This window comes from Pseudomonas sp. E141 (assembly GCF_052659885.1).
Map to the genome: position 1 here is coordinate 5890689 of NZ_CP084024.1, position 20510 is coordinate 5911198.

General features: G+C 60.1%; 22 protein-coding genes. 8 read left to right on the forward strand and 14 right to left on the reverse strand.

Translation table 11 applies throughout. The features are described 5' to 3' along the window. Window positions 1-22: 22 nt before the first annotated feature. A complete protein-coding gene (gene ctaD, locus GKKCFE_RS26435; protein WP_047230053.1) occupies window positions 23-1609 on the reverse strand; it encodes a cytochrome c oxidase subunit I in 1587 nt (528 codons plus the stop codon). Between the two features lie 82 nt (window positions 1610-1691). Continuing rightward, entirely contained in the window at window positions 1692-2819 is a 1128-nt protein-coding gene (gene coxB / locus GKKCFE_RS26440) for a cytochrome c oxidase subunit II (RefSeq protein ID WP_047230054.1), read from the reverse strand. Window positions 2820-3193: 374 nt separating this feature from the next. Here coxB and GKKCFE_RS26445 point away from each other — a divergent pair, with 374 nt between their 5' ends. Further along, window positions 3194-3844 (forward strand): hypothetical protein, encoded by a 651-nt coding sequence (locus GKKCFE_RS26445; protein WP_047230055.1) that lies wholly within the window; start codon window positions 3194-3196, stop codon window positions 3842-3844. A 165-nt stretch (window positions 3845-4009) separates the two neighbouring features. Here the strand turns inward: GKKCFE_RS26445 and GKKCFE_RS26450 are convergent, their stop codons facing one another. The 3 genes from GKKCFE_RS26450 to GKKCFE_RS26460 all read right to left on the reverse strand — a co-directional run bounded on the left by GKKCFE_RS26450 (window position 4010) and on the right by GKKCFE_RS26460 (window position 7626). Then, a complete protein-coding gene (locus tag GKKCFE_RS26450; protein ID WP_316912420.1) occupies window positions 4010-5539 on the reverse strand; it encodes a SulP family inorganic anion transporter in 1530 nt (509 codons plus the stop codon). Window positions 5540-5632: 93 nt separating this feature from the next. Next, the gene (locus GKKCFE_RS26455; RefSeq protein WP_047230057.1) at window positions 5633-6364 is read right to left on the reverse strand and encodes a carbonic anhydrase; all 732 of its coding nucleotides are present in this window, start codon (window positions 6362-6364) and stop codon (window positions 5633-5635) included. A 203-nt stretch (window positions 6365-6567) separates the two neighbouring features. Continuing rightward, window positions 6568-7626 carry a PA0069 family radical SAM protein gene (locus GKKCFE_RS26460; RefSeq protein ID WP_316912421.1) on the reverse strand — a complete coding sequence of 353 codons (1059 nt, stop codon included), beginning with the start codon at window positions 7624-7626 and terminating at the stop codon, window positions 6568-6570. A 180-nt stretch (window positions 7627-7806) separates the two neighbouring features. Here GKKCFE_RS26460 and GKKCFE_RS26465 point away from each other — a divergent pair, with 180 nt between their 5' ends. Continuing rightward, the gene (locus GKKCFE_RS26465) at window positions 7807-8487 is read left to right on the forward strand and encodes a phosphatase domain-containing protein (protein ID WP_316912422.1); all 681 of its coding nucleotides are present in this window, start codon (window positions 7807-7809) and stop codon (window positions 8485-8487) included. Here the strand turns inward: GKKCFE_RS26465 and GKKCFE_RS26470 are convergent. The 3 genes from GKKCFE_RS26470 to prlC all read right to left on the reverse strand — a co-directional run bounded on the left by GKKCFE_RS26470 (window position 8468) and on the right by prlC (window position 12922). Next, a complete protein-coding gene (locus GKKCFE_RS26470) occupies window positions 8468-10480 on the reverse strand; it encodes a M3 family metallopeptidase (protein WP_316912423.1) in 2013 nt (670 codons plus the stop codon). The two genes, GKKCFE_RS26465 and GKKCFE_RS26470, sit on opposite strands and share 20 nt — an antisense overlap. 115 nt (window positions 10481-10595) lie before the next feature. After that, window positions 10596-10874, reverse strand: a complete 279-nt coding sequence (locus tag GKKCFE_RS26475) for a YheV family putative zinc ribbon protein (RefSeq protein WP_047230061.1) — start codon at window positions 10872-10874, stop codon at window positions 10596-10598. Further along, on the reverse strand, window positions 10871-12922 hold the full coding sequence (gene prlC, locus GKKCFE_RS26480; RefSeq protein WP_316912424.1) for an oligopeptidase A: 2052 nt from the start codon (window positions 12920-12922) through the stop codon (window positions 10871-10873). The genes GKKCFE_RS26475 and prlC overlap by 4 nt, the downstream gene beginning before the upstream one ends. Before the next feature lie 99 nt (window positions 12923-13021). On the opposite strand from prlC, the gene GKKCFE_RS26485 reads away from it, so the two are divergent. Together GKKCFE_RS26485 and GKKCFE_RS26490 are read left to right on the forward strand one after the other, a co-directional pair. Continuing rightward, the gene (locus tag GKKCFE_RS26485; protein ID WP_139048747.1) at window positions 13022-13567 is read left to right on the forward strand and encodes a gamma carbonic anhydrase family protein; all 546 of its coding nucleotides are present in this window, start codon (window positions 13022-13024) and stop codon (window positions 13565-13567) included. A 28-nt stretch (window positions 13568-13595) separates the two neighbouring features. After that, the gene (locus GKKCFE_RS26490; RefSeq protein ID WP_047230063.1) at window positions 13596-14246 is read left to right on the forward strand and encodes an HAD family hydrolase; all 651 of its coding nucleotides are present in this window, start codon (window positions 13596-13598) and stop codon (window positions 14244-14246) included. 112 nt (window positions 14247-14358) lie between these two features. Here the strand turns inward: GKKCFE_RS26490 and GKKCFE_RS26495 are convergent, their stop codons facing one another. Further along, the gene (locus GKKCFE_RS26495; RefSeq protein ID WP_139048748.1) at window positions 14359-15450 is read right to left on the reverse strand and encodes an aminopeptidase; all 1092 of its coding nucleotides are present in this window, start codon (window positions 15448-15450) and stop codon (window positions 14359-14361) included. 59 nt (window positions 15451-15509) lie between these two features. Between GKKCFE_RS26495 and GKKCFE_RS26500 the strand changes: the two genes are divergently transcribed. Together GKKCFE_RS26500 and GKKCFE_RS26505 are read left to right on the forward strand one after the other, a co-directional pair. Further along, the gene (locus GKKCFE_RS26500) at window positions 15510-15923 is read left to right on the forward strand and encodes a PA0061/PA0062 family lipoprotein (RefSeq protein WP_047230066.1); all 414 of its coding nucleotides are present in this window, start codon (window positions 15510-15512) and stop codon (window positions 15921-15923) included. Between the two features lie 38 nt (window positions 15924-15961). Next, window positions 15962-16387, forward strand: coding sequence for a PA0061/PA0062 family lipoprotein (locus GKKCFE_RS26505; RefSeq protein ID WP_316912426.1), 426 nt, complete (start codon window positions 15962-15964; stop codon window positions 16385-16387). 6 nt (window positions 16388-16393) lie between these two features. On the opposite strand, the gene GKKCFE_RS26510 is transcribed toward GKKCFE_RS26505, so the two are convergent. Together GKKCFE_RS26510 and GKKCFE_RS26515 are read right to left on the reverse strand one after the other, a co-directional pair. Further along, entirely contained in the window at window positions 16394-16627 is a 234-nt protein-coding gene (locus GKKCFE_RS26510; RefSeq protein ID WP_092399797.1) for a DUF1161 domain-containing protein, read from the reverse strand. A 129-nt stretch (window positions 16628-16756) separates the two neighbouring features. Beyond that, a complete protein-coding gene (locus GKKCFE_RS26515; protein ID WP_047230069.1) occupies window positions 16757-17188 on the reverse strand; it encodes an OsmC family protein in 432 nt (143 codons plus the stop codon). A gap of 238 nt (window positions 17189-17426) precedes the next feature. Here GKKCFE_RS26515 and GKKCFE_RS26520 point away from each other — a divergent pair, with 238 nt between their 5' ends. Further along, on the forward strand, window positions 17427-18428 hold the full coding sequence (locus GKKCFE_RS26520; protein ID WP_058544936.1) for an LLM class flavin-dependent oxidoreductase: 1002 nt from the start codon (window positions 17427-17429) through the stop codon (window positions 18426-18428). 52 nt (window positions 18429-18480) lie between these two features. On the opposite strand, the gene GKKCFE_RS26525 is transcribed toward GKKCFE_RS26520, so the two are convergent. Both GKKCFE_RS26525 and GKKCFE_RS26530 read right to left on the reverse strand, forming a co-directional pair. After that, window positions 18481-18705: a DUF1161 domain-containing protein gene (locus GKKCFE_RS26525; protein WP_047230071.1), complete on the reverse strand. Its 225-nt coding sequence runs from the start codon at window positions 18703-18705 to the stop codon at window positions 18481-18483. A gap of 116 nt (window positions 18706-18821) precedes the next feature. Continuing rightward, the gene (locus tag GKKCFE_RS26530) at window positions 18822-19037 is read right to left on the reverse strand and encodes a dodecin (RefSeq protein ID WP_003177209.1); all 216 of its coding nucleotides are present in this window, start codon (window positions 19035-19037) and stop codon (window positions 18822-18824) included. Window positions 19038-19193: 156 nt separating this feature from the next. Between GKKCFE_RS26530 and GKKCFE_RS26535 the strand changes: the two genes are divergently transcribed. Next, window positions 19194-19520, forward strand: a complete 327-nt coding sequence (locus tag GKKCFE_RS26535; protein ID WP_003196426.1) for a DUF883 family protein — start codon at window positions 19194-19196, stop codon at window positions 19518-19520. Here the strand turns inward: GKKCFE_RS26535 and GKKCFE_RS26540 are convergent. Next, entirely contained in the window at window positions 19493-20410 is a 918-nt protein-coding gene (locus tag GKKCFE_RS26540) for a LysR family transcriptional regulator (protein WP_047230072.1), read from the reverse strand. The genes GKKCFE_RS26535 and GKKCFE_RS26540 overlap by 28 nt on opposite strands. Between the last annotated feature and the right edge of the window lie 100 nt (window positions 20411-20510).

Below are 20510 nucleotides of genomic sequence, written 5' to 3' on the forward strand. Positions count from 1 at the left end.
CCACATAGGGCCCCGGTGTCATCTATTTCACTTCCGGCGGCGTAGTGAAGGTGTGATACGGCGCCGGTGAAGGCACGCTCCACTCCAACCCCTCAGCCCCATCCCACGGTTTGGCCGGAGCCGGTTCGCCGCCACGGATGGTCTTGATCACGATGAACAGGAAGAACAACTGCGTGGTGCCGAACATGAACGCGCCGATGGACGAGACCATGTTGAAGTCGGCGAACTGCAGGTTGTAGTCCGGGATCCGCCGGGGCATGCCCGCCAGGCCTACGAAGTGCATCGGGAAGAACGCCAGGTTCATGCCGACGAACGACAGCCAGAAGTGCAGCTTGCCGAGGGTTTCGTCGTACATGTGGCCGGTCCATTTCGGCAGCCAGTAGTAGGCCGAGGCGAAGATCCCGAAGATCGCGCCGGGCACCAGCACATAGTGGAAGTGCGCGACCACGAAGTAGGTGTCCTGGTACTGGAAGTCCGCCGGGGCGATGGCCAGCATCAGCCCGGAGAAGCCGCCGATGGAAAACAGGATCACGAACGCCACGGCAAACAGCATCGGCGTCTCGAAGGTCAGCGAGCCTTGCCACATAGTGCTGGCCCAGTTGAACACCTTTACCCCGGTGGGCACGGCGATCAGCAGGGTGGCGTACATGAAGAACAGCTCGCCCACCAGCGGAATGCCCACCACGAACATGTGGTGCGCCCAGACGATGAACGACAGGAACGCAATGGCCGCTGTGGCATAAACCATGGAGGTGTAGCCAAACAACGGTTTGCGGGAGAAGGCCGGGATGATCGAGCTGACGGCACCGAAGGCCGGCAGGATCATGATGTACACCTCGGGATGGCCGAAGAACCAGAACACGTGCTGGAACAGTACCGGGTCACCGCCGCCGGCAGCACTGAAGAAGCTGGTGCCGAAGTGGATGTCCATCAGCATCATCGTCACGCAGCCGGCCAGCACCGGCATCACCGCGATCAGCAGGAACGCGGTGATCAGCCAGGTCCAGACGAACAGCGGCATTTTCATCAACGTCATGCCGGGGGCGCGCAGGTTGAGGATGGTGGCGACCACGTTGATCGCGCCCATGATCGAGCTGATGCCCATCAGGTGGATGGCAAAGATAAAGAACGTCACGCTTTCCGGCGCATAGGTGGTGGACAGCGGTGCGTAGAAAGTCCAGCCGAAGTTCGGCCCGCCGCCGGGGGTGAACAGGGTCGACACCAGCATCAGGAACGCCGCCGGCAACAACCAGAAACTGAAGTTGTTCATCCGTGGCAGGGCCATGTCCGGCGCCCCGATCATCAGTGGGATCATCCAGTTGGCCAGGCCGACGAAGGCCGGCATCACCGCGCCGAAGACCATCACCAGGCCATGCATGGTGGTCATCTGGTTGAAGAACTCCGGCTGCACGATCTGCAGGCCGGGCTGGAACAGCTCGGCACGGATCACCATGGCGAACGAGCCGCCCAGCAGGAACATGGAGAAGGCGAACCACAGGTACAGCGTGCCGATATCCTTGTGGTTGGTGGTCAGTACCCAGCGCATCAGCCCTTTGGCGGGGCCGTGGGCGTGGTCGGCATGACCGTGGTCATCGATCACAGCACTCATGTCCTGTCTCCTTCGAACGAGTGGGCTGGGCGGCGCGCGGCGATGAGCTGCGACCGGTTGCGGGAACAAACGTCAGGCCGGCTCATTGGCTTTCTGCCTGTTTGAGTTCCAGCACTTGTTTAGGCGTAACCATGTCGCCCTTGTTGTTGCCCCAGGCGTTACGTTCATAGGTCACGACCGCCGCGATATCGACTTCCGACAACTGTTTGCCGAACGCCGCCATGGAGGTGCCCGGTTTGCCGTGGAAGACAATGTTCAGGTGATCAGCCACAGGGCCAGTGGCGATTTTCGAGCCCTTGAGCGCCGGGAACATCGGCGGCAGGCCCTGGCCTTCGGCCTGGTGACAGGCCACGCAGGTGGTGTGATAGACCTTGTCGCCACGTTCGATGAGCTCTTGCAGGGTCCATTCCTTGCTGGTCAGCTCTTTGAGTTGCGCCGCTTCGGCCTTGCGCTCGGCCAGCCATGCTTCGTAGTCGGGCTTGCTCTTGACCTCGACAACGATGGGCATGAACCCGTGGTCCTTGCCGCACAGTTCGGCGCATTGGCCGCGATACAGGCCGGGCTTGTCGACGCGGGTCCAGGCTTCGTTGACGAAGCCGGGAATCGCATCGCGTTTGACCGCGAACGCTGGCACCCACCAGGAGTGGATCACGTCGGCGGAGGTGACCAGAAAGCGCACCTTGGCATCGACCGGCAGCACCAGCGGCTTGTCGACTTCCAGCAGGTAATGTTCGCCCTTGGCGCTCTGGTTATTGATTTGTTCGGCGGGGGTGGCCAGGTTGCTGAAGAACTCGACGTCCTGCCCCAGGTACTTGTAGTGCCACTTCCACTGATAGCCGGTGACCTGGATATCGATGTCCGACTCGCTGGAGTCGTACATCTTGATCAGGGTCGCGGTGGCGGGAACCGCCATGGCAACCAGGATCAGGAAAGGCACGATGGTCCAGAGGATTTCGACGCGGGTGTTTTCGTGGAAATTGGCCGCGTTCTGGCCGGTTGAGCGGCGGTGCATCATCATCGACCAGAACATGGCGCCGAAGACGATGATGCCGATCACTACACAGATCCAGAAGATGGTCATGTGCAGGTCGAACACTGCATTGCTGATCTGTGTCGCTCCAGGCGCCATATTCACAGTCCAGGCCGCTTGCGCCTGGCTGAAAATCGACCACAACAGGAGGCCCATCCATACGTGTGGATGTCGCGTCATTGCGGGTTCCCCTTATCGTTCTTGTTATCCCGTCGGCGTAACGCCAGCGGCAAGGGATCGGCTACTTCAGACTACCAACTTGACTCGCCGCGCCTTGCTGCACATGCAATCGGGTGTCATCAGCTAACTCCATTCCAAACCGAGTATAGACAGCGACTGCAACCTCGCAACGCGATGGCGTAAATCGTTTGAAACAGGCAGGGCTTGCGCTAGAGCCCACGAATGGAGAAGGATGCGAACCTGAGTGATGGCAAACCGATATAACTGCGACGTATCAAGGATGAGTAGGTTTATGAAAAATAGGTCTTAGGAGTGTTTTTGCGCCAGCTAAGTTATGTCTTCCTTATTTCATTGCCTTGTTCCCTGGAGTTGTCATGAACACCGCCGCATTGCGCGAGCAGATCCAAAAAGCCCAACAACATGAGGCCGAGACCGGCCAACTGACGCGTCAGCTGGAAGCCCAGCTGCCGAACCTGCACGCCGCGATCCAACTGCCGGACATCGACGCCAAGGGCGTGATGACCCGCTTTGTCACCGCGTATATCGAGCAAGTGCCCGACCTGCTGGACGCAGCCAACGAGGTGGCCCGCGAAGCCGGCATCGAATCGCAGATCAAACCGGTGCTGAAAATCGCCGAGCAGTTTTTCCTCCAGCCACCCAAGGTCATGGAGGGTCACGTTGGCCTGGACAGCCTGCTGGACGAAGCCTACCTGGCCCATCGGCTGGTGGAAGAGGTCAACGACCTGTACATCAAGCACTTCGGCCAGCCGCTGATTCCGTTGGATATGACGGTGGCCAACCTGATCGCTCACCATTTGATCGGCGAACCCTTTGCCAATCAACTGGATGAAGCGGTGCATCACGCGGTCGATGAAATGCTCGACGAAGACAGCTTTGCGCTGGAGTCGGTGGAGTCTTACCGGGAAAAACTCAGCAACCCGGACACGGGCGCTGCCTGGAAACGCTGGCCGTGCCTGTCGCGGCAGTTGGGAGTAGGGCTGGAGCTGGATCAGCCGGCGGCTTGATCTGGCTGAAACACTCATCCCCTTGTGGGTGTTCACAGAAATTGTGTCCACCACAGATCCCTGTGGGAGCGAGCCTGCTCGCGATAGCGGTTGAACCTGCAACATTAATGTCGACTGATTCACCGCTATCGCGAGCAGGCTCGCTCCCACATTTTGCTCAAGGTGTCAGGTAGCTGCTGCGCCCACCCCCACCGTGGTGCGCAAGCGCCCTTCCAGCCTGCGCTTGAGCCCACGGGATTCGATCAACAACTTCGAACCCTTGCTGGCATTCGCCCGGCCCCATTCTTCCAAAAGCTCCAGGCACGAATGGTCGATGTAGCTCAGGTTATTGAGCGGCACATGCACCGTCGCGCCTGTCGGAATGGTGCCCAGCACCTGGGTCAGCGCCGGAACCTTCAGGAAGGTTGCCGCCCCCACCAGTCGCAATTCCATCTCACCCTCCTGGGGCAGATCGATCAGGCTGATTTTCAGTCGGGAGGCTTTCCAGGCCAGTTTTGCCAGGGTCAGGCCGAAACCGATCAATACGCCGGTCAGCAGGTCGGTGAAGATGATCGCCAGCGCCGTCGCGGCATAGGTGAACATCGGCATCCGGCCATACCGTCCCAGCCCGCGAAACGCCTTGAGATCCACCAGTTTGAAACCGGTGTACACCAACACACCCGCCAGGCTCGCCACCGGAATGCTCTGTAGCACGCTGGACAGCAGAAGCACGAAGAGCAACAGCCACAGGCCATGGAAAATCGTCGACATCCGCGTGGTGGCCCCGGCCTGGACGTTGGCCGAACTGCGCACGATCACGCCGGTCATCGGCAGGGCGCCGAGCAGACCGCAGAGCATATTACCGATGCCCTGGGCGGACAGTTCCCGGTCGAAGTCTGCGCGTTCGCCGCTGTGCATGCGGTCCACGGCGGCGGCCGAGAGCAGCGTTTCGGCACTGGCGATGAAAGCGACAGCGAACGCGGCGATCAGCAACGTGGGGTCGGCCAGGTTCAGCAGGTCCGCCGGGCGCAGCCAATCAATGGCTTCGGCAAGGTTCTCCGGGACTTCCACGCGCTTGACCTGCAAGGCCAACAGCAGGCTGGCAATGGTCGCCAGGCCCACGCCGAGCAAGGCACCGGGAACAAAGCGCAAGCTGTGAGGGCGAAACTTTTCCCACAGCCACATCACCGCGATCGTCGACAAACCGAGCAGACCCGCCTGCCAGCCGAACGACGGCAACGCCTGGGCCACTGCCGCAGGGAACGCCGCCAGATTATCCAGCCCCGACGGCTTAGGCGCCGCGTCGAGCATCACATGGACCTGGGACAACACGATCAGCACACCGATACCCGCCAGCATCCCGTAGACCACCGCGGGCGCGGTTACCCGGAACCAGCAGCCCAGGCGAAAGCGCCCGGCCAGTAACTGTAGAAGACCGGCCAACAGCAGAATCGGCCCGAGCATCGCGACGCCGTGCTGGCGCACCAGTTCGAAGACCAGTACCGCCAACCCGGCGGCCGGGCCGCTGACTTGCAACTTGGAGCCGGCCAGAAAACCCACCACCAGACCACCGATGATGCCGGTGATCAGACCTTTGGCCGGTGGCAGGCCGGACGCGATGGCAATGCCCATGCACAAGGGCAGCGCCACCAGAAACACCACCACGGAAGCCAACAGCTCCCGTGGCAGAACAGCTTTTAATTGAGCAGCACGCATGGCGACTCTCCCGAAGTTTTCTTCAGGCATGGCAAGGCCCGACCGCTCAAATGGCAGGCTGGGCTTGTACCACGCAAGGATGTTTAGGAGTGGTTAGAAGCGCGCTTTAGGCGTCGCCACCGGTATCGGATGGCTGCCATCGAGCGGCAGGAAACAGCCCTGGTCCGCGTCGTAGGCTTTGATCTCGCTGGTCTCGATGTTGTACACCCAACCATGGATGAACAACTGGCCGTTTGCCATGCGAGAGGCGACCGAGGGATGCGTTCGCAAATGCTGCAACTGCGCGATCACGTTCTCTTCGGTGAGGATGGGCATGATCTGTTTTTCGTCGCCGCACGGGCAGTTGTCATGAACCATGGTCTTGGCCACTTCGGCGTGGCGCAACCAGGCTTTGACCGTGGGCATTTTTTCCAGGGTGTCGGGATTCAACACTGCACGCATGGCGCCGCAGTCGGAGTGACCGCAGACGATGATGTGCTGCACACCGAGGGCCAGCACGGCGTATTCGATGGCGGTGGAGACGCCGCCGTTCATCTGCCCGTACGGCGGAACGACGTTGCCGACGTTGCGGGTCACGAACAGGTCGCCTGGGGAGCTATGGGTAATCAGCTCGGGCACGATGCGCGAATCGGCGCAGGTGATGAACATCGCCCTGGGCGCTTGCGCCGTGGCGAGTTTCTTGAAGAGCTCTTCCTGCTGGGGAAAGATTTCGTGATGGAAATGCAAAAAGCCGTCAACAATATGCTGCAGCGCTGCATCGGCGGTTTCCGCCTCGGGTTGGGCTGAAGCCGACGCAGCCAACGGCTGTTTATCCTTGTCACTCATGATTCATCCTCTTTGACGGTATAGCGCCAGTGGCTGGTTAAAAAACATCCAGGTCGAAATGTTCGACTTGTCAGTCACTCGATGAACAAGGTAGCGACCGAAACTTAACTCAAACTGAATCAAAGGCTCTAGAACAACGATTACAGGTGTGACCGGGAAGCAAGCGTCGCTCATGCCTGCCCATGCCCCACGTTCAACTTTAATCAAATCAAAGACATCTGTCGGCCCGGCGGACAAAAGGCGTTGCAATCGAGATTGTAACCTTCCCGGCGCTCAAGCCCCAGACGCTTGAGCGCCTTGGCGAAACGCTGGGCCAGCAGGTCGGCGAACGGGCCTTCGCCACGCATCCGAGAACCGAAGCGGCTGTCATACAGTTCGCCGCCACGGCTCTGGCGAACCAGGCTCAGTACATGAGCCGCGCGTTGCGGGTAGTGCGCCTGCAGCCATTCTTCAAACAGCGGCGCGACCTCCAATGGCAGGCGCAACATGATGTAGGAAGCACTCTGCGCGCCGGCGGCGTGGGCCTCGGCCAGCAGATTTTCAATCTCGCTGTCATTGATCATCGGGATTATCGGCGAACACAGCACCCCCACGGCAATGCCCGCCTCGCGCATGACCTTGATCGCCCGTAATCGCGCCTTGGGCGCCGCCGCGCGCGGTTCGAGGATGCGCTTGAGTTCATCGTCCAGGGTGGTGAGGCTGATCATGACCTTTACCAGGCGCTGTTGCGCCAGCTCGGTCAGCAGGTCCAGGTCGCGCAGAATCAGCGAGCCTTTGGTGACGATGGTCACCGGATGACGGTAGCGCAGCAGCACTTCGAGAATCCGGCGCGTAATGCGATGTTCGCGTTCGATCGGCTGGTAAGGGTCGGTATTGGAGCCCAGGTTGATTGGGGCGCATTGATAGCCACGCCTGGACAGCTGTTCCTCCAGTACGTCGGCGGCATTGGTCTTGGCGATCAGTCTGGTTTCGAAATCCAGCCCGGGCGACATGTCCCAGTAAGCGTGGCTGGGCCGCGCATAGCAGTAGATACAGCCATGTTCACAGCCCCGGTATGGATTGATGGAGCGGTCGAAAGGCAGATCCGGCGAGGTGTTGCGGGTGATGATGGTCTTGGCTGTTTCGATCCGTACTTCGGTGCCTTGGGTCGACGGTACTTCCTGATACCAGCCATCATCCTCGACCACCGAGCGACTCGGGGCGAAGCGGTTGTGCGGGTTGGTGGCGGTGCCACGGCCACGGGGCGGAAGAGAGATGGACATTGGAAGGCTCCGTTGCTGTATGTGCATACAGTATTCGCTGGAATTCAATTAGGCCAGCGCCGTTCAGCAGCCCACCGCTATGGATCGTGTTCACGTCGTGTTGACGTCTTGCTCACAGGCCTTTAACCGGCTCGTGCCGAAACTGACCGTCTCGTTCTTCTTCGTTTCGGTCGTCCACGCATGTTCAAACTCTATTCCCGCTCGCTGCTCCTCCTGTCCTTGTTCCTGGTCTTTGCCGAGTCCCAAGCCCTAGCGGCCGATCTGGGCGAGGCAAGGTCTTCCGAATGGGCCCAGCCGGTGGAAAAGCGCTACAACCTTTATCAGATGTCGCCGGCGCTTTACCGCAGCGCCTTGCCGGACGCGGATGCTTTGCCTCTGCTGACGAGGCTCAACATCGGCACAGTCATCACATTTCTGCCGGATTCGGACGCGAGTTGGTTGTCCACACCCGGCGTCAAGCAAGTGCAGTTGCCTTATCGCACCAATCATGTGGACGACAGCGACATCCTCGCCGCCTTGCGCGCCATTCAGGCTGCCGAAACCGATGGTCCGGTATTGATGCACTGCAAGCATGGTTCGGACCGCACCGGGTTGGTGGCGGCCATGTACAGGGTGGTCGTACAGGGCTGGAGCAAAGAGGAGGCCTTGAACGAAATGACTGAAGGCGGCTTCGGCAACAACCCGCACTTCAAGGACGGGATTCGTTACATGATGCGGGCCGATGTTGAGAAGCTCCGCGTTGCGCTGGCCAACGGCGACTGCAGTACCAGCGTTTTTGCTCTTTGCTCGCTGCAAAGCTGGGTCGGTTCCGTCATCACGACTCGTCAGCCCGACCCACAGGTTATTCGCCCTTCACCCTGACGGCTGACATCCCTGTAAAAGCTGCCACGGACTCGGCCAGAGGCCTTGAATCGCCAGGGCCGAATATTGTTTCACGCAACGCCCGGCCTTTTGTCCCGTTGAACAACCCCTCCTGCTCAAACCTTTGGAACGCGGTGATTGCCAACGCTTTTGACCAGGCATAGGCGTAAATCCGGGCCGCATAACCGGTCACCATGTAATCCAGGCCATTGGGCCAGCGTTCGCTCCCCCATACGGGCAGATGCCCGACTTGGGCGCTGACTTGATCGAATACCTGCTGAGCCGTGCGCCCATCGCCGTGGGTCAGGTGCAGTTCCATGTCAAACAGCGCGTTGCGCAGCAGCGAGGCGGTTTCCCAGCTGGCTTGAGTGTTGGCGAAGGTCAGCAACTGATCGGCGATGGCATCGGGCATGGCCGCGCCGGTCTGGTAATGCTTTGACAAACGGACCAGGCATTGCCGGGTAAAGCACCATTGTTCCAGTAGCACCCCGGCAAATTCCGAGGTGTCCCGGGAGAGCTCGGTGATGCCCGACACGTCGCGATACTCGGCGCGGGTCAACACATGGTGCAAGCAATGGCCGAACTCATGAAAGAGAATTCGCAGTTGCAGATGGTCGAGCAAGACCGGCGATGCATCTGAGCTGCGCGCCAGCCAGCCGTGCAACACGGCGATGGGATGTCGGGGCCGGCCCTCGGCCGTGATGCGGCGGTTTCGCAGGGTGGTGGTGTTCGGGTAACCGTCTCTGTTCGCATGCTCGAACGGATCGAAATAGATGTAGCCGATGGTCTGGTCCCACTCGCGGACTTCGAAAAGACGCACGTCCGGATGCCACGTGGCCGCGTCAGCGCGTTCGAGAATGTCCACCCCAAACAGATCCTTGGCGATCAGCAATAGCTGCGAAAAGGTGGACTCCAGCTCGAACCAGGCGCTGAGGGCCAGCTTCGAGATGCCGGCCGTATGCTGACGAAGTTTTTCTACCAGATACGGGTAATCCCAAGGTTGAAGCTCGGTGAAACCTTGCCTTAGGGCAAATGCCCTGAGCTGTTCGGCGTCGCGGGCAAAGAGGTCCTGTTGTTGTTCAAGCTGATCGCGCAAGAACCCCATCACCTGTTCGGGAGACTCGGCTTGCTCAGGCTCGATCACCATTTGAGCGAAATTCGAATAACCCAGTAACGTGGCATATCGACGACGATCTTCCAGCAACCGTCTGAGCACCTCGCTGTTATCAAACCGGCCAGCGTCGGGGCCTTGGTCCGAGGCGCGCGTGCTGTAGGCCAGGTAAACCTCTTTGCGCAAAAGACGATTGTCCGCGTAGCTGGTGACGATGCCAAACGATGCATCACTGAGGGTCAGCAGCCATCCCGTGCGCCCGGCCTCGCGGGCCTGTTTGGCCAGCTGTTGTTTGAATTGCGGCGCCAGGCCGCTCAACTGAGCCTCATCGTCGAACGCTTTGCTCCAGGCCTTGTTGGCCTTTTGCAACTGATCGAGGAACAATTCCCGGCCCTGTTGAATGCGTTGCTGCAGGGCTTTCAAGTCTGACGCTGCGGTATGGGCCAACCCGTGCTGGCGAAACTGGCGCAGGGCCTTCTCCAGAACTCTTTTACGAGGCGGTTCGAAGTGCCTGGCAATCTCGCTGTCGGCCAAGCGCTGATAGAGTTGGAACAATTGGCGATTGTGTCTCAGCGCGTTCTGGAAATCTTGCATCCGTTCGCTGCAGTCGAGCGAAGCCTGGACCCAGTCGTCTCCCGGCCGGGTGGACGCCAGCAGATCCAGCAGGTCGTCGAAACCCTTCAAGCGGGCGTGAATCTCGTCCATGGCCAACACCAGATCGTCCCAGGTGGGGAAGGGTGTCTGAGTCTTGATGATGTCGGCCACTTGATCGCGGCTCTCGGCAAGGATCCGGTCGAGGGCCGGTGAAAAATGTTTGGCTTGGATCTGCGCAAAGGGGGGCAGGTCATAGGCCTGCAACAGCGGATTGTCATTGTCGGGCATGGCAGCCTTCCTGTCTGTCTGGACTGGGGAACAGTCTGGAGAGGAAGGCGTGACGCGTTGCGGTATATATGTATCGCTTCCGGGCCGGGCGGCCCGGAAGGTGATGCCGAAGATTTCAGTCGGTTTTTTTCTTCAACTTGGGATTGGGGAAAAACTGTACCGCCTGGACCTTGGCGTCCGGGACTTTGAGCGCCGATGTGTTGACCCGGGTGCCCAACTCCTTGGGCACCGACAGGCCTTGTTCGTTGAGCGTGTCGGAATAACCGCAGGCCACACACTCACGGTGCGGCACGCCGTCTTCGTTCCACATCATCAACTTGTCCGGTTCGCTGCACGCCGGGCAGACTGCCCCGGCGATAAAGCGCCTTTTGGTAATCACAGGCCCCTCGCTCATGCTGCTGCGTCCTCGGTCAGGCCGCTGTGGCGCAAGAGTGCGTCAATCGATGGCTCACGGCCACGGAAGTCGACGAACAGCACCATCGGCTCCTGGGAGCCGCCACGGGCCAGGATCGCTTCACGGAAGGCGCGACCGGTGTCGGCGTTGAGTACGCCGTCCTCTTCGAACTTGGAGAACGCATCGGCCGACAACACTTCCGCCCACTTATAGCTGTAGTAGCCCGCCGCATAACCGCCGGCGAAGATGTGGGCAAAGCTGTTGGGGAAGCGGTTGTAGGCCGGTGGACGCATCACCGAGACTTCGTCGCGCACGCCTTCGAGCACTTGCAGCACGCTGCGTCCATCGCCATGGGTGGCGTGCAGCTCGAAGTCGAACAGCGAGAACTCCAGTTGGCGGACCATCATCAGGCCGGACTGGAAGTTTTTCGCCGCGAGCATTTTTTCCAGCAGGTCCTGGGGCAGCGGTTCGCCGGTTTCATAGTGACCGGAAATCAGCGCCAGGCCTTCGGGCTCCCAGCACCAGTTTTCCATGAACTGGCTCGGCAGCTCCACGGCATCCCAGGCCACACCGTTGATGCCGGACACTCCGGCATGTTCGACGCGGGTCAGCAGGTGGTGCAGGCCATGGCCGAACTCGTGGAACAGGGTGGTGACTTCGTCGTGGGTCAGCAGCGCGGGTTTGCCGCTGTCGGCCGGGGTGAAGTTGCACACCAGGTTGGCGACTGGGCTTTGCAGCACGCCATCGAAGGTGCGCCGACGGTCGCGGGCGCCGTCCATCCAGGCGCCGCCGCGCTTGTTGGCGCGCGCGTAGAGATCGAAGAAGAAGCGGCCGACGTGCTGACCGTTCTCCTTGATTTCGAACAGGCGCACGTCCGGGTGCCAGGTGTCGAAACCTTTCAGTTCGGCGATCTCGATGCCGTAGAGGCGCTGCACGATGGCGAACAGGCCGCTCAGTACCTTGTCGATCGGGAAGTAGGCGCGCAGGGCTTCCTGGGCCACGCTGTAACGCTGCTGGCGCAGCTTTTCACCGTAGAAGCCGCTGTCCCAGCTTTGCAGGTCGGGGCAGCCCTGTTCGGCGGCGAACGCCTTCAGCTGTTCCAGATCCAGGGCGGCAAATGGTTTGCTGCGCTTGGCCAGGTCGCGCAGGAAACTGAGCACCTGATCGCTGGATTCGGCCATTTTGGTCGCCAGGCTCAACTCGGCGAAGTTGGCGAAGCCCAGCAGTTGGGCCAATTCCTGGCGCAGGTCGAGGATTTCTTCCATCACTGGAGTGTTATCGTTCTGACCGGCGTTGGGGCCCTGGTCTGACGCGCGTGTGCAGTACGCGGCGTAGACTTCTTCACGCAGGGCGCGGTCTTCGGCGTAGGTCATCACCGCGTAATAGCTGGGGAATTCCAGGTTGATCAGCCAACCGTCCAGCTCTTTGGCCTGGGCGGCCGCGGCCATTTGCGCCTTGGCCGAGTCGGTCAGGCCGGCGAGGGCGGCCTCAGAGGTGATGTGTTTGGTCCAGGCCTGGGTCGCGTCCAGCAACTGGTTGGAGAAGCGGCTGCCCAGTTCCGACAGTTTGCTTTGCACTTCGGCATAGCGTTGCTGCTGCTCGGGCGGCAGATCGATACCCGACAGACGGAAGTCCCGCAGGGAATGTTCCAGGATGGTTTTCTGCGCCACGTCGAAACCGGCGGCTTCGGGGCTGTTCGCCAGGGCTTCGAAGGCCTGGAACAGCTCGCGGTTCTGGCCCAGCTCCGTGGAGTAAGCACTCAGCGCCGGCAGGCAGGCCTCGTAGGCTTCGCGCAGTTCGGGGCTGTTGCGCACGGCGTTCAAATGGCTCACCGGGCTCCAGGCCGCGCCCAGGCGATCATTGAGCTCGTCCATCGCCAGCACCAGGCCGGCCCAGGTAGGCTGAGTGCCCTGGGTCTTGAGGATCTCGGCAATGGCGGCACGGTTGTCAGCCAGGATCTGCTCGATGGCCGGTTGCACGTGCTCGGCACGGATCGTCGAGAACGGCGGCAGGTCGTAGGGTTGCAAAAGAGGGTTGTTCACGCTCACGGTTGACACCTTGGCTGGAAGAAACATGGACCCATCTTAATTACAATCGACGTTCACCGCAGCTAGCAGCGCCTATCACCGGATAAGAGAGAGCCTATCGTGACCCTTCGCACGTACCAGAATCACAGCCCACGGCTTGCCCGCGGCGCTTTTGTCGACAGCACCGCGGTGGTGATCGGCGACGTTGAAATCGGCGAAGACAGCTCCGTCTGGCCGCTGACGGTCATTCGCGGCGACATGCACCGCATCCGCATTGGTGCCCGTACCAGCGTCCAGGATGGCTGCGTGCTGCACATCACCCACGCCGGTCCCTTCAATCCCGATGGCTTCCCGCTGCTGATCGGCGATGACGTGACCATTGCCCACAAGGTCATGCTCCATGGCTGCTCGGTGGGCAGCCGGGTCTTGATCGGCATGGGCAGCATCGTCATGGACGGCGCGGTGGTTGAAGATGACGTAATCATCGGCGCCGGCAGCCTTGTACCGCCGGGCAAACGCCTGGAGAGCGGCTTCCTGTATGTAGGCAGTCCGGTAAAACAGGCCCGGCCGCTGACCGACAAGGAACGCGCCTTTTTCACCTACAGCGCGGCGAACTACGTGAAGCTCAAGGACCTGCATCTGGCCGAAGGCTACGACCGGCTCTGAATCGTCCCGCCCTTACCCAGGAATTTGCATGCATTACCAGACCGTACTCTTCGACCTCGACGGCACCCTCACCGACCCCCGCGAGGGCATTACCCGTTCGATCCAGTTCGCCCTGAGCCAACTGGGCATCGACGAACCCGACCTGACCCGTCTCGAACACTTTATCGGCCCGCCACTGTTGCAGGCCTTCATGCAGTTTTATGACTTCGATGAGGCGAAAGCCTGGGAGGCGGTGAATTTCTATCGCGAACGCTTCAAAGTCACCGGGTTGTACGAAAACCGCGTCTTCGACGGTGTGATGCCCCTGCTGGAAACCCTGGGCGAGCAGGGCCGGCAGTTGTACATCGCCACCTCCAAACCCTGGGTCTTCGCCCGCGAAATCGCCCGCCACTTTGACTTCGCCCGGCACTTCAAAGTGATCTATGGCAGTGAGCTGGACGGTACGCGCACCGACAAAGTTGAGTTGATTGCTCACCTGATGGCTGAAGAAGGGCTCGACCCGGCGAATACCTTGATGATTGGCGACCGCAAACACGATTTGATTGGCGCTCGTAGCAATGGGCTGGATGCCGCGGCGGTGGGCTATGGGTTTGGCAGTTATGAGGAGCTGAATGCCGAGGGCCCGGCGTATCACTTTCAGACGCTGGATGAGTTGCATCGGGCATTTTTGCAGGGGTAGTCATATTGCGATCGCGGGCAAGCCTTGCTCCCACAAGGGGGCGGTGTTGTACATGCAAGCCGCGTTCACTGAGATCTATTGTGGGAGCGAGCCTGCTCGCGATGAGGCCGGTTCAATCACCAGAAATTTTCGATCCTGCCAGCGCCTTCAGTGCCGCTTTGCGCTCATCAATCGGCAAACTGCCAAGCTTTTCCACTGCGGCATAAAACGCAACCCAGTCTCCGCCTTCCTGTTGAAACAGCGCCGCAAACGCTGGCACCCACTGGCTATACAGGCCGAACGGCAATAGCCGCGCATTGTTCAGCGGCGCATAGATCCACGCGTCGTAGCGTTTGTCGCCTGCCCACCGGGTGTCGCGCAGTCGCTGATAATCAGCGCGCAGGCGCTCGAACTCCTGGGCCTTGCGCTGGCGCATCTGTTCGGCCGGCAGGGGTTGGGTATAGAGCTGTTCCAGCCGCTGACGCGTGTCCAGGACCAGTTGGATGAATTGCTCGCGCTGGCGCATCCGTTTGCCATTGTCCGGGGCCAGCCCGCGACTGGCGCGCCATTGCCGGGTGCCTTGCTGTTCGACGAAGGTGGCAAAGGATTCATTGAATTCGGTGTCGTCCTTTACGTAGAAGCGCTGGTGCGCCAGTTCATGAAAGATCAGCGTCGCCAGGCGTTCGTCGCCCCAGTGCATCATCGAGCTCAGGATCGGGTCGTTGAACCAGCCCAGCGTCGAGTAGGCCTCTACGCCACCAATCGCCACATCCATGCCCCGCAAGCGTTGCAAGGCTGCCTCGCCACGGGCGGCGCCCTGGCTGTAGTAGCCGCGATAGGCCACGCAACCGGCGATGGGGAAACAGTGGTTTTGCGGGGCCAGGGAAAATTCTGGCGTGGCGAAGACATTCCAGACCACGAATGGGCGGCCAATGTCCGCATACAGGCGGTAGCTTTTGTTGTCCGGCAGGTGCAACTGCGCACTGGCGAATGTGCGTGCCGCACGCGCCTGGGCCAGATGAGCCCGCAATGTAGGATCGCGGGCGGGGTCGGCAATCACTTGGTCGATCGGCTCTCGGGCCTGCAACAGCCGTAGCTGTCCACTGGCGAGCTGACTGTAGTAACCCACGCTTGCACAACCGTTGAGTAACAAAAGCAGGAGGCCTGGAAACAAAATCCGGAAAACACGGTCGAGTAACCGATGGCTTGGATGCGGCCTGATCAATTGGAATCACCCTGGGAAAGTCTGCCCACAAGACTATCCCGCCTGCCTGGAGCTTCGCTATGCGCGTATTGATGCTGACGAGTGGCCTGTTGCTGCTGAGCGGTTGCGCCGGTTTGCCCGATCCCGATCCGTCGCAGGCATGGATCGACCTGGGAAGCCATCAGGACACGGCGCTGCAAGCGCTGGAAGTCGATGACAAGACGTCTCTCGACCGACGTTATTTTGAAGTGCAGCCGGGCAGCCATGAGCTGACGGTGCGTTATCAATTTGCCGTCGAGCCCGGCAACATCGGCCCGAATGCCGAGCCACTGTGGCGCGATTGCCGGTTGAATGTGAAGTTCAAGGACTTCAACGCAGGCCAGCGTTATCAGTTGCAGGCTGGCAACATCGGTTTCCGTCCATGGGCCAAGCTCTATGATCAACAGCGAAAAGTCGTGGGCCAAGGCACGCCAGCAGGCTGTCAGCAAAGCTGATCGGCGCTATGCTCATTGTCTGACTTCAGGAAATCATCATGCGCCTACCTCTGCTGCTATTGGCCTTTGTCTCCATGAGCGGCTGTGCAACCAGCCCGCCGCCCAAGATTGATCCGAACATGGCCTGGATCGACTTCGCCACGCCCATGCCGGGCGGCAAGATGCTGATGGCTGAAAGCCTGGATGGCCAACGACTGCCGGACGGACGTTTCTTCCAGGTTTCTCCGGGCAGCCACGAACTGAAAGTGCGTTTCGACTTCGAGGTGCCTGGCGGTGGTGGGCTGGGTATGCAAGCCGAGCCGCAAGAGCGGCTGTGCTACATGCTTGTGCGTTACGACCATTTCGAGGCGGGCCAGCGTTATCGCCTGGAGGGTCGCAATCTGGCGTTTACCCCCAGCGCCCGACTCTATAACGCCAAGCGTGAAATCGTGGCCGAAGAACGGCAGGTCAATTGCGTTCCGTAGGACGGCTTAGCTGTCGTTCTTCTGGTAGATGATCTTTTTGGTGCCGTTTTCGCAACTGCCCACGACCATATTTTCATCATGCACTTCATCATTGGTCACGATTTCCAATGTGTAGGAAGGCACGTTATTCGCCTGGATCTTCGCTTCGATTTCAGCTTTCAGTTCTTCACAGGATTTGGGGGCCGCGAGGGCCGACGTGGCCAATGCGCAACTGATGACCGCCAGGGCGAATCGTTTCATGCTCGAATTCCTCATGACAGCGCGCACTGCCTGTGCGCTGAAACTGCAGGTGTGCATTCGACCACAATTGCTGCAGGGTAAACAGATCACAGCCTTCAGCCGCAGTTGAAGGCTGTGATGGGTATCGCATCAGCTCACCAGCGTCGCATCCAGCGTAATCTTGGCGTTCAGCACTTTGGAAACCGGGCAACCTTCCTTGGCCTTGTTGCTCAGCTCTTCGAATTGCTCCTGGCTGGCGCCGGGGATCTTCGCTTTAAGCGTCAGTTTCACTGCCGTAATCGCAAAACCGCCCTCGACCTGATCGAGGGTGACATCGGCGTTGGTATCGATACTGCTGGCTGTGAGCCCAGCCTCGCCAAGGATCATCGAAAACGCCATGGAGAAGCAGCCCGCATGGGCCGCGCCGATCAGTTCTTCCGGGTTGGTGCCCTTGCCGCCTTCGAAGCGCGCCTTGAAGCCATAGGGGGCTTCGCGCAGCACGCCGGTTTCCGTGGAGATGGAGCCGATGCCGGTTTTCAGGTCACCTTCCCAATGAGCCGATGCTTTCTTGATGATAGCCATGTCTGCCTCCTCAATATCCGGCGCGAGGGTTCGCGCCTGGGTGTTTTTCGTTGTCAGGGTTGTGAGGATAGACCGCCCGATAAAGTTCATCCTGTCGATTAGCCGACCGATTTAGTAGGAAATTTCATGGTAGCTATTGAAACTCGGGTATATGCCCACATTGCATGGAACACACCTATAGAAACGGCAGGCTTTTGCCCGTAGGAAAAGCCCCTCATGCCGTTGGAGATGCCGGCCCATGAAACAGCTGTCCGAAGTGAAGTTCTCGACCCTCGACCTCGTGCCTGTGCGCGCTGATGGCAACGCTGCCCAGTCCTTGCGCAACTCGCTGGACCTGGCGCAGCACGTGGAAAAATACGGCTACACCCGCTTCTGGGTCGCCGAGCACCACAACATGGATGGCATCGCCAGCTCCGCGACGGCGGTCCTGCTGGGCTATCTGGCGGGGGGCACTTCGACCATTCGGGTCGGCTCCGGCGGCGTGATGCTGCCCAACCATGCGCCGTTGATCATCGCCGAACAGTTCGGCACGCTCGAAAGCCTCTATCCAGGCCGTATTGATCTTGGCCTGGGGCGCGCGCCCGGGTCCGATCAGATGACTGCCCGGGCGTTGCGTCGCGAGCGCTCCGGTAGCGCGGACGATTTCCCTGAAGACGTGGCCGAACTGATGCGCTACCTCGGCCCCCGTACGCCGGATCAACGCATCATCGCCATGCCCGGCACCGGGACCAACGTGCCGGTCTGGCTGCTGGGCTCGAGCCTGTTCAGTGCGCAACTGGCCGGCGAGCGCGGCTTGCCCTACGCCTTCGCTTCCCATTTCGCACCGCGCTACATGCATGAGGCGATCCGTATTTATCGCAATCACTTCAAGCCGTCGGCGGTGCTCGACAAGCCTTACGTGATGCTCGGCGTGCCTTTGGTGGCAGCCGACACGGACGAACAGGCTGATTACCTGGCGACCTCGGTGTATCAGCGGATCCTGGCCCTGATGCGTGGCCAGAGCCTGGTGCAGCGCCCGCCTGTGGAAACCATGAACGGTCTCTGGTTGCCCCATGAGAAAGAGGCGGTTGGTGACTTCCTGGGCCTGGCCATGGTCGGCGGCCCGCAGAAAATTCGCGCCAAGCTCGAAGTGCTGATCGAGCAAACCCAGGCCGATGAATTGATCTTCACCAGCGACCTGTATGAGCATGCTGATCGCCTGCACTCCTATGAGTTGCTGGCGCAGGTCATGAAAGGCTGATCACGCGCATAAAAAAGCCGACGCATGCGTCGGCTTTGACCTTCCTGAAGTATCAGCCCTTCTTGTAGACGATTTCCTTCGTGCCGCCTTCGCAGGAGCCGACGACGTCTCCGTCAGTAGCCGTACCCTTATCGACAATTTCCAGCGTATAACCCGATGCACCTTTGGCATCGATTTTCGCTGCGATCTCGCTTTTCAGCTCCTCGCATGGCTTGCCGGCGGCAAACGCAGTACCCGCAAGGCTCAGCAAACCCAGGGCCAACATCAAATTTTTCATCGCTCGCACTCCTTGGTCGGATCAATAGGGCAGGGATCGAACAGACATGACGCGCTTGCCAGATAGCGCATCGCCATTCCCTATGGCACTCCGCCAGCGTGCAAGTTCACAGCCCGTCAGCTATTGGCAATGCGGAAGCCGACTTTAATGGTCACCTGAAAGTGCGCGGCCCGGCCATTTTCGATGTGTCCACGGGTTTCCGTGACTTCGAACCACTCCAGGTGCTTGAGGCTTTTGCTGGCTTCGGCCAGCGCATTGTTGATGGCGTCTTCGATGCTGGTGGGAGAGGAGCCGACCAGCTCGACTTTTTTGTACGTGTGATGATCACTCATGACGTTCTCCTTGGTTGTCTTTAACAGCCTAGCAGCGAATTTTCGCCTTACGTGTGTCGCCTTTTACCGGGTGAAAGTTCAGATTTACTGCACTTTCAGAAACGGCTGGAGTCCCAATTCACACACGCCACTCAACCACTGCAGGAGAGAGCCACCATGGCCAGCAATTCGTTACGTAAAGCCTCGTTGCAAAGCATGGAAGCGGAGATCGAGAGTCTGCTCAAGTCGTTGGAAAGCCTGAAGGACGACGCTTCGGACGAGTCGCGTAAGACCCTCAAGTCGCTGAAGGCAAACGCCGAAAACGCGCTGAAACATTCCCGGCATCTGCTGAGCGACGCGTATGAAGAGGTCAAGGTGAAAACCCGTGAAACCGGAATCGCCACCCGTGATTACGCTCAGGAGCATCCTTGGACCACCGCTGGCGTCGCGGTCGGGGCCCTGGGTTTGTTGGCGGCTTATTTGCTGTGCAAGCGCGGCGACTGAGTCGGCTGGTTCAGCTCATGCCTGAGCCATTGCGCCAATTGCCGAGCGCGCCCGTCCGCGGCGCGCTTGGGTAGCCACAACGCCAGTCGCGCCGGGGTTTCGTCAAAGCCCCACGGCGCGACCAGGCGCCCGGCGCGCACATCCTCGGCGACCAGCGGTTCGGGTGCGATGGCCACGCCTAGCCCTGCCACGGCCGCCTCCAGCAAGTAATACAAATGCTCGAAACCCTGCCCGAATTTCAGCGCCTTGGGTTCAAGGGCGTTTTGCCGTGCCCAAGTGGGCCACGCCTGGGGACGAGAGGTGGTATGCAGCAGCGCTTCGCCCAGGATTGCACTTGGCGGGGCGTTTTGCAGGCGGGCGAAACCGGCGTAATGAGGGCTCATGACCGGGCCGATCCGCTCGCTGACCAGTTCATAGACCTGCATGTCTGCCGGCCACGGCGGTTCTGCGAATACCAGCAACGCGTCAAGCCCCGGTCGCCTCGGGTCCAAGTCGCCTTCGCCAGCGGAGAGATGCAAACGCAGATCCGGCAGGTCGGCGTTGAGCCGGCCCAGGCGAGGAATGAACCAGCGCGCCAGCAGACTACCGGAACAGCCCAATACGAATGGTGCATCTGCCGTGCTTTGCGTCAGCTGCGCACAGACGGTGCGTAATCGCTCGAACGCCTCGGCGCTGGCGTCGCGCAGACGCATGCCCGCATCTGTGAGTTTAAGGCCGCGCCCCTCCTTGATGAACAGGCTGACGCCCAAGTGTTCTTCCAGCACCTTCAACTGTCGGCTAACCGCACCATGGGTGACATGCAACTGTTCGGCCGCTTGACTGACGCTGTTCAGGCGGGCAGTGGCTTCGAAGGCGCGCAAGGCGTTGAGCGGGGGAAGGTCATGGCTCATTTTATCTGTGAGTTTTCCTGACAGGTTGCGGCGATCTTATCGGTTTTCAGCGCGGGATGTCAGGGGTAGAGTGAACCTCATTGTCTTTCTACGCATTCGC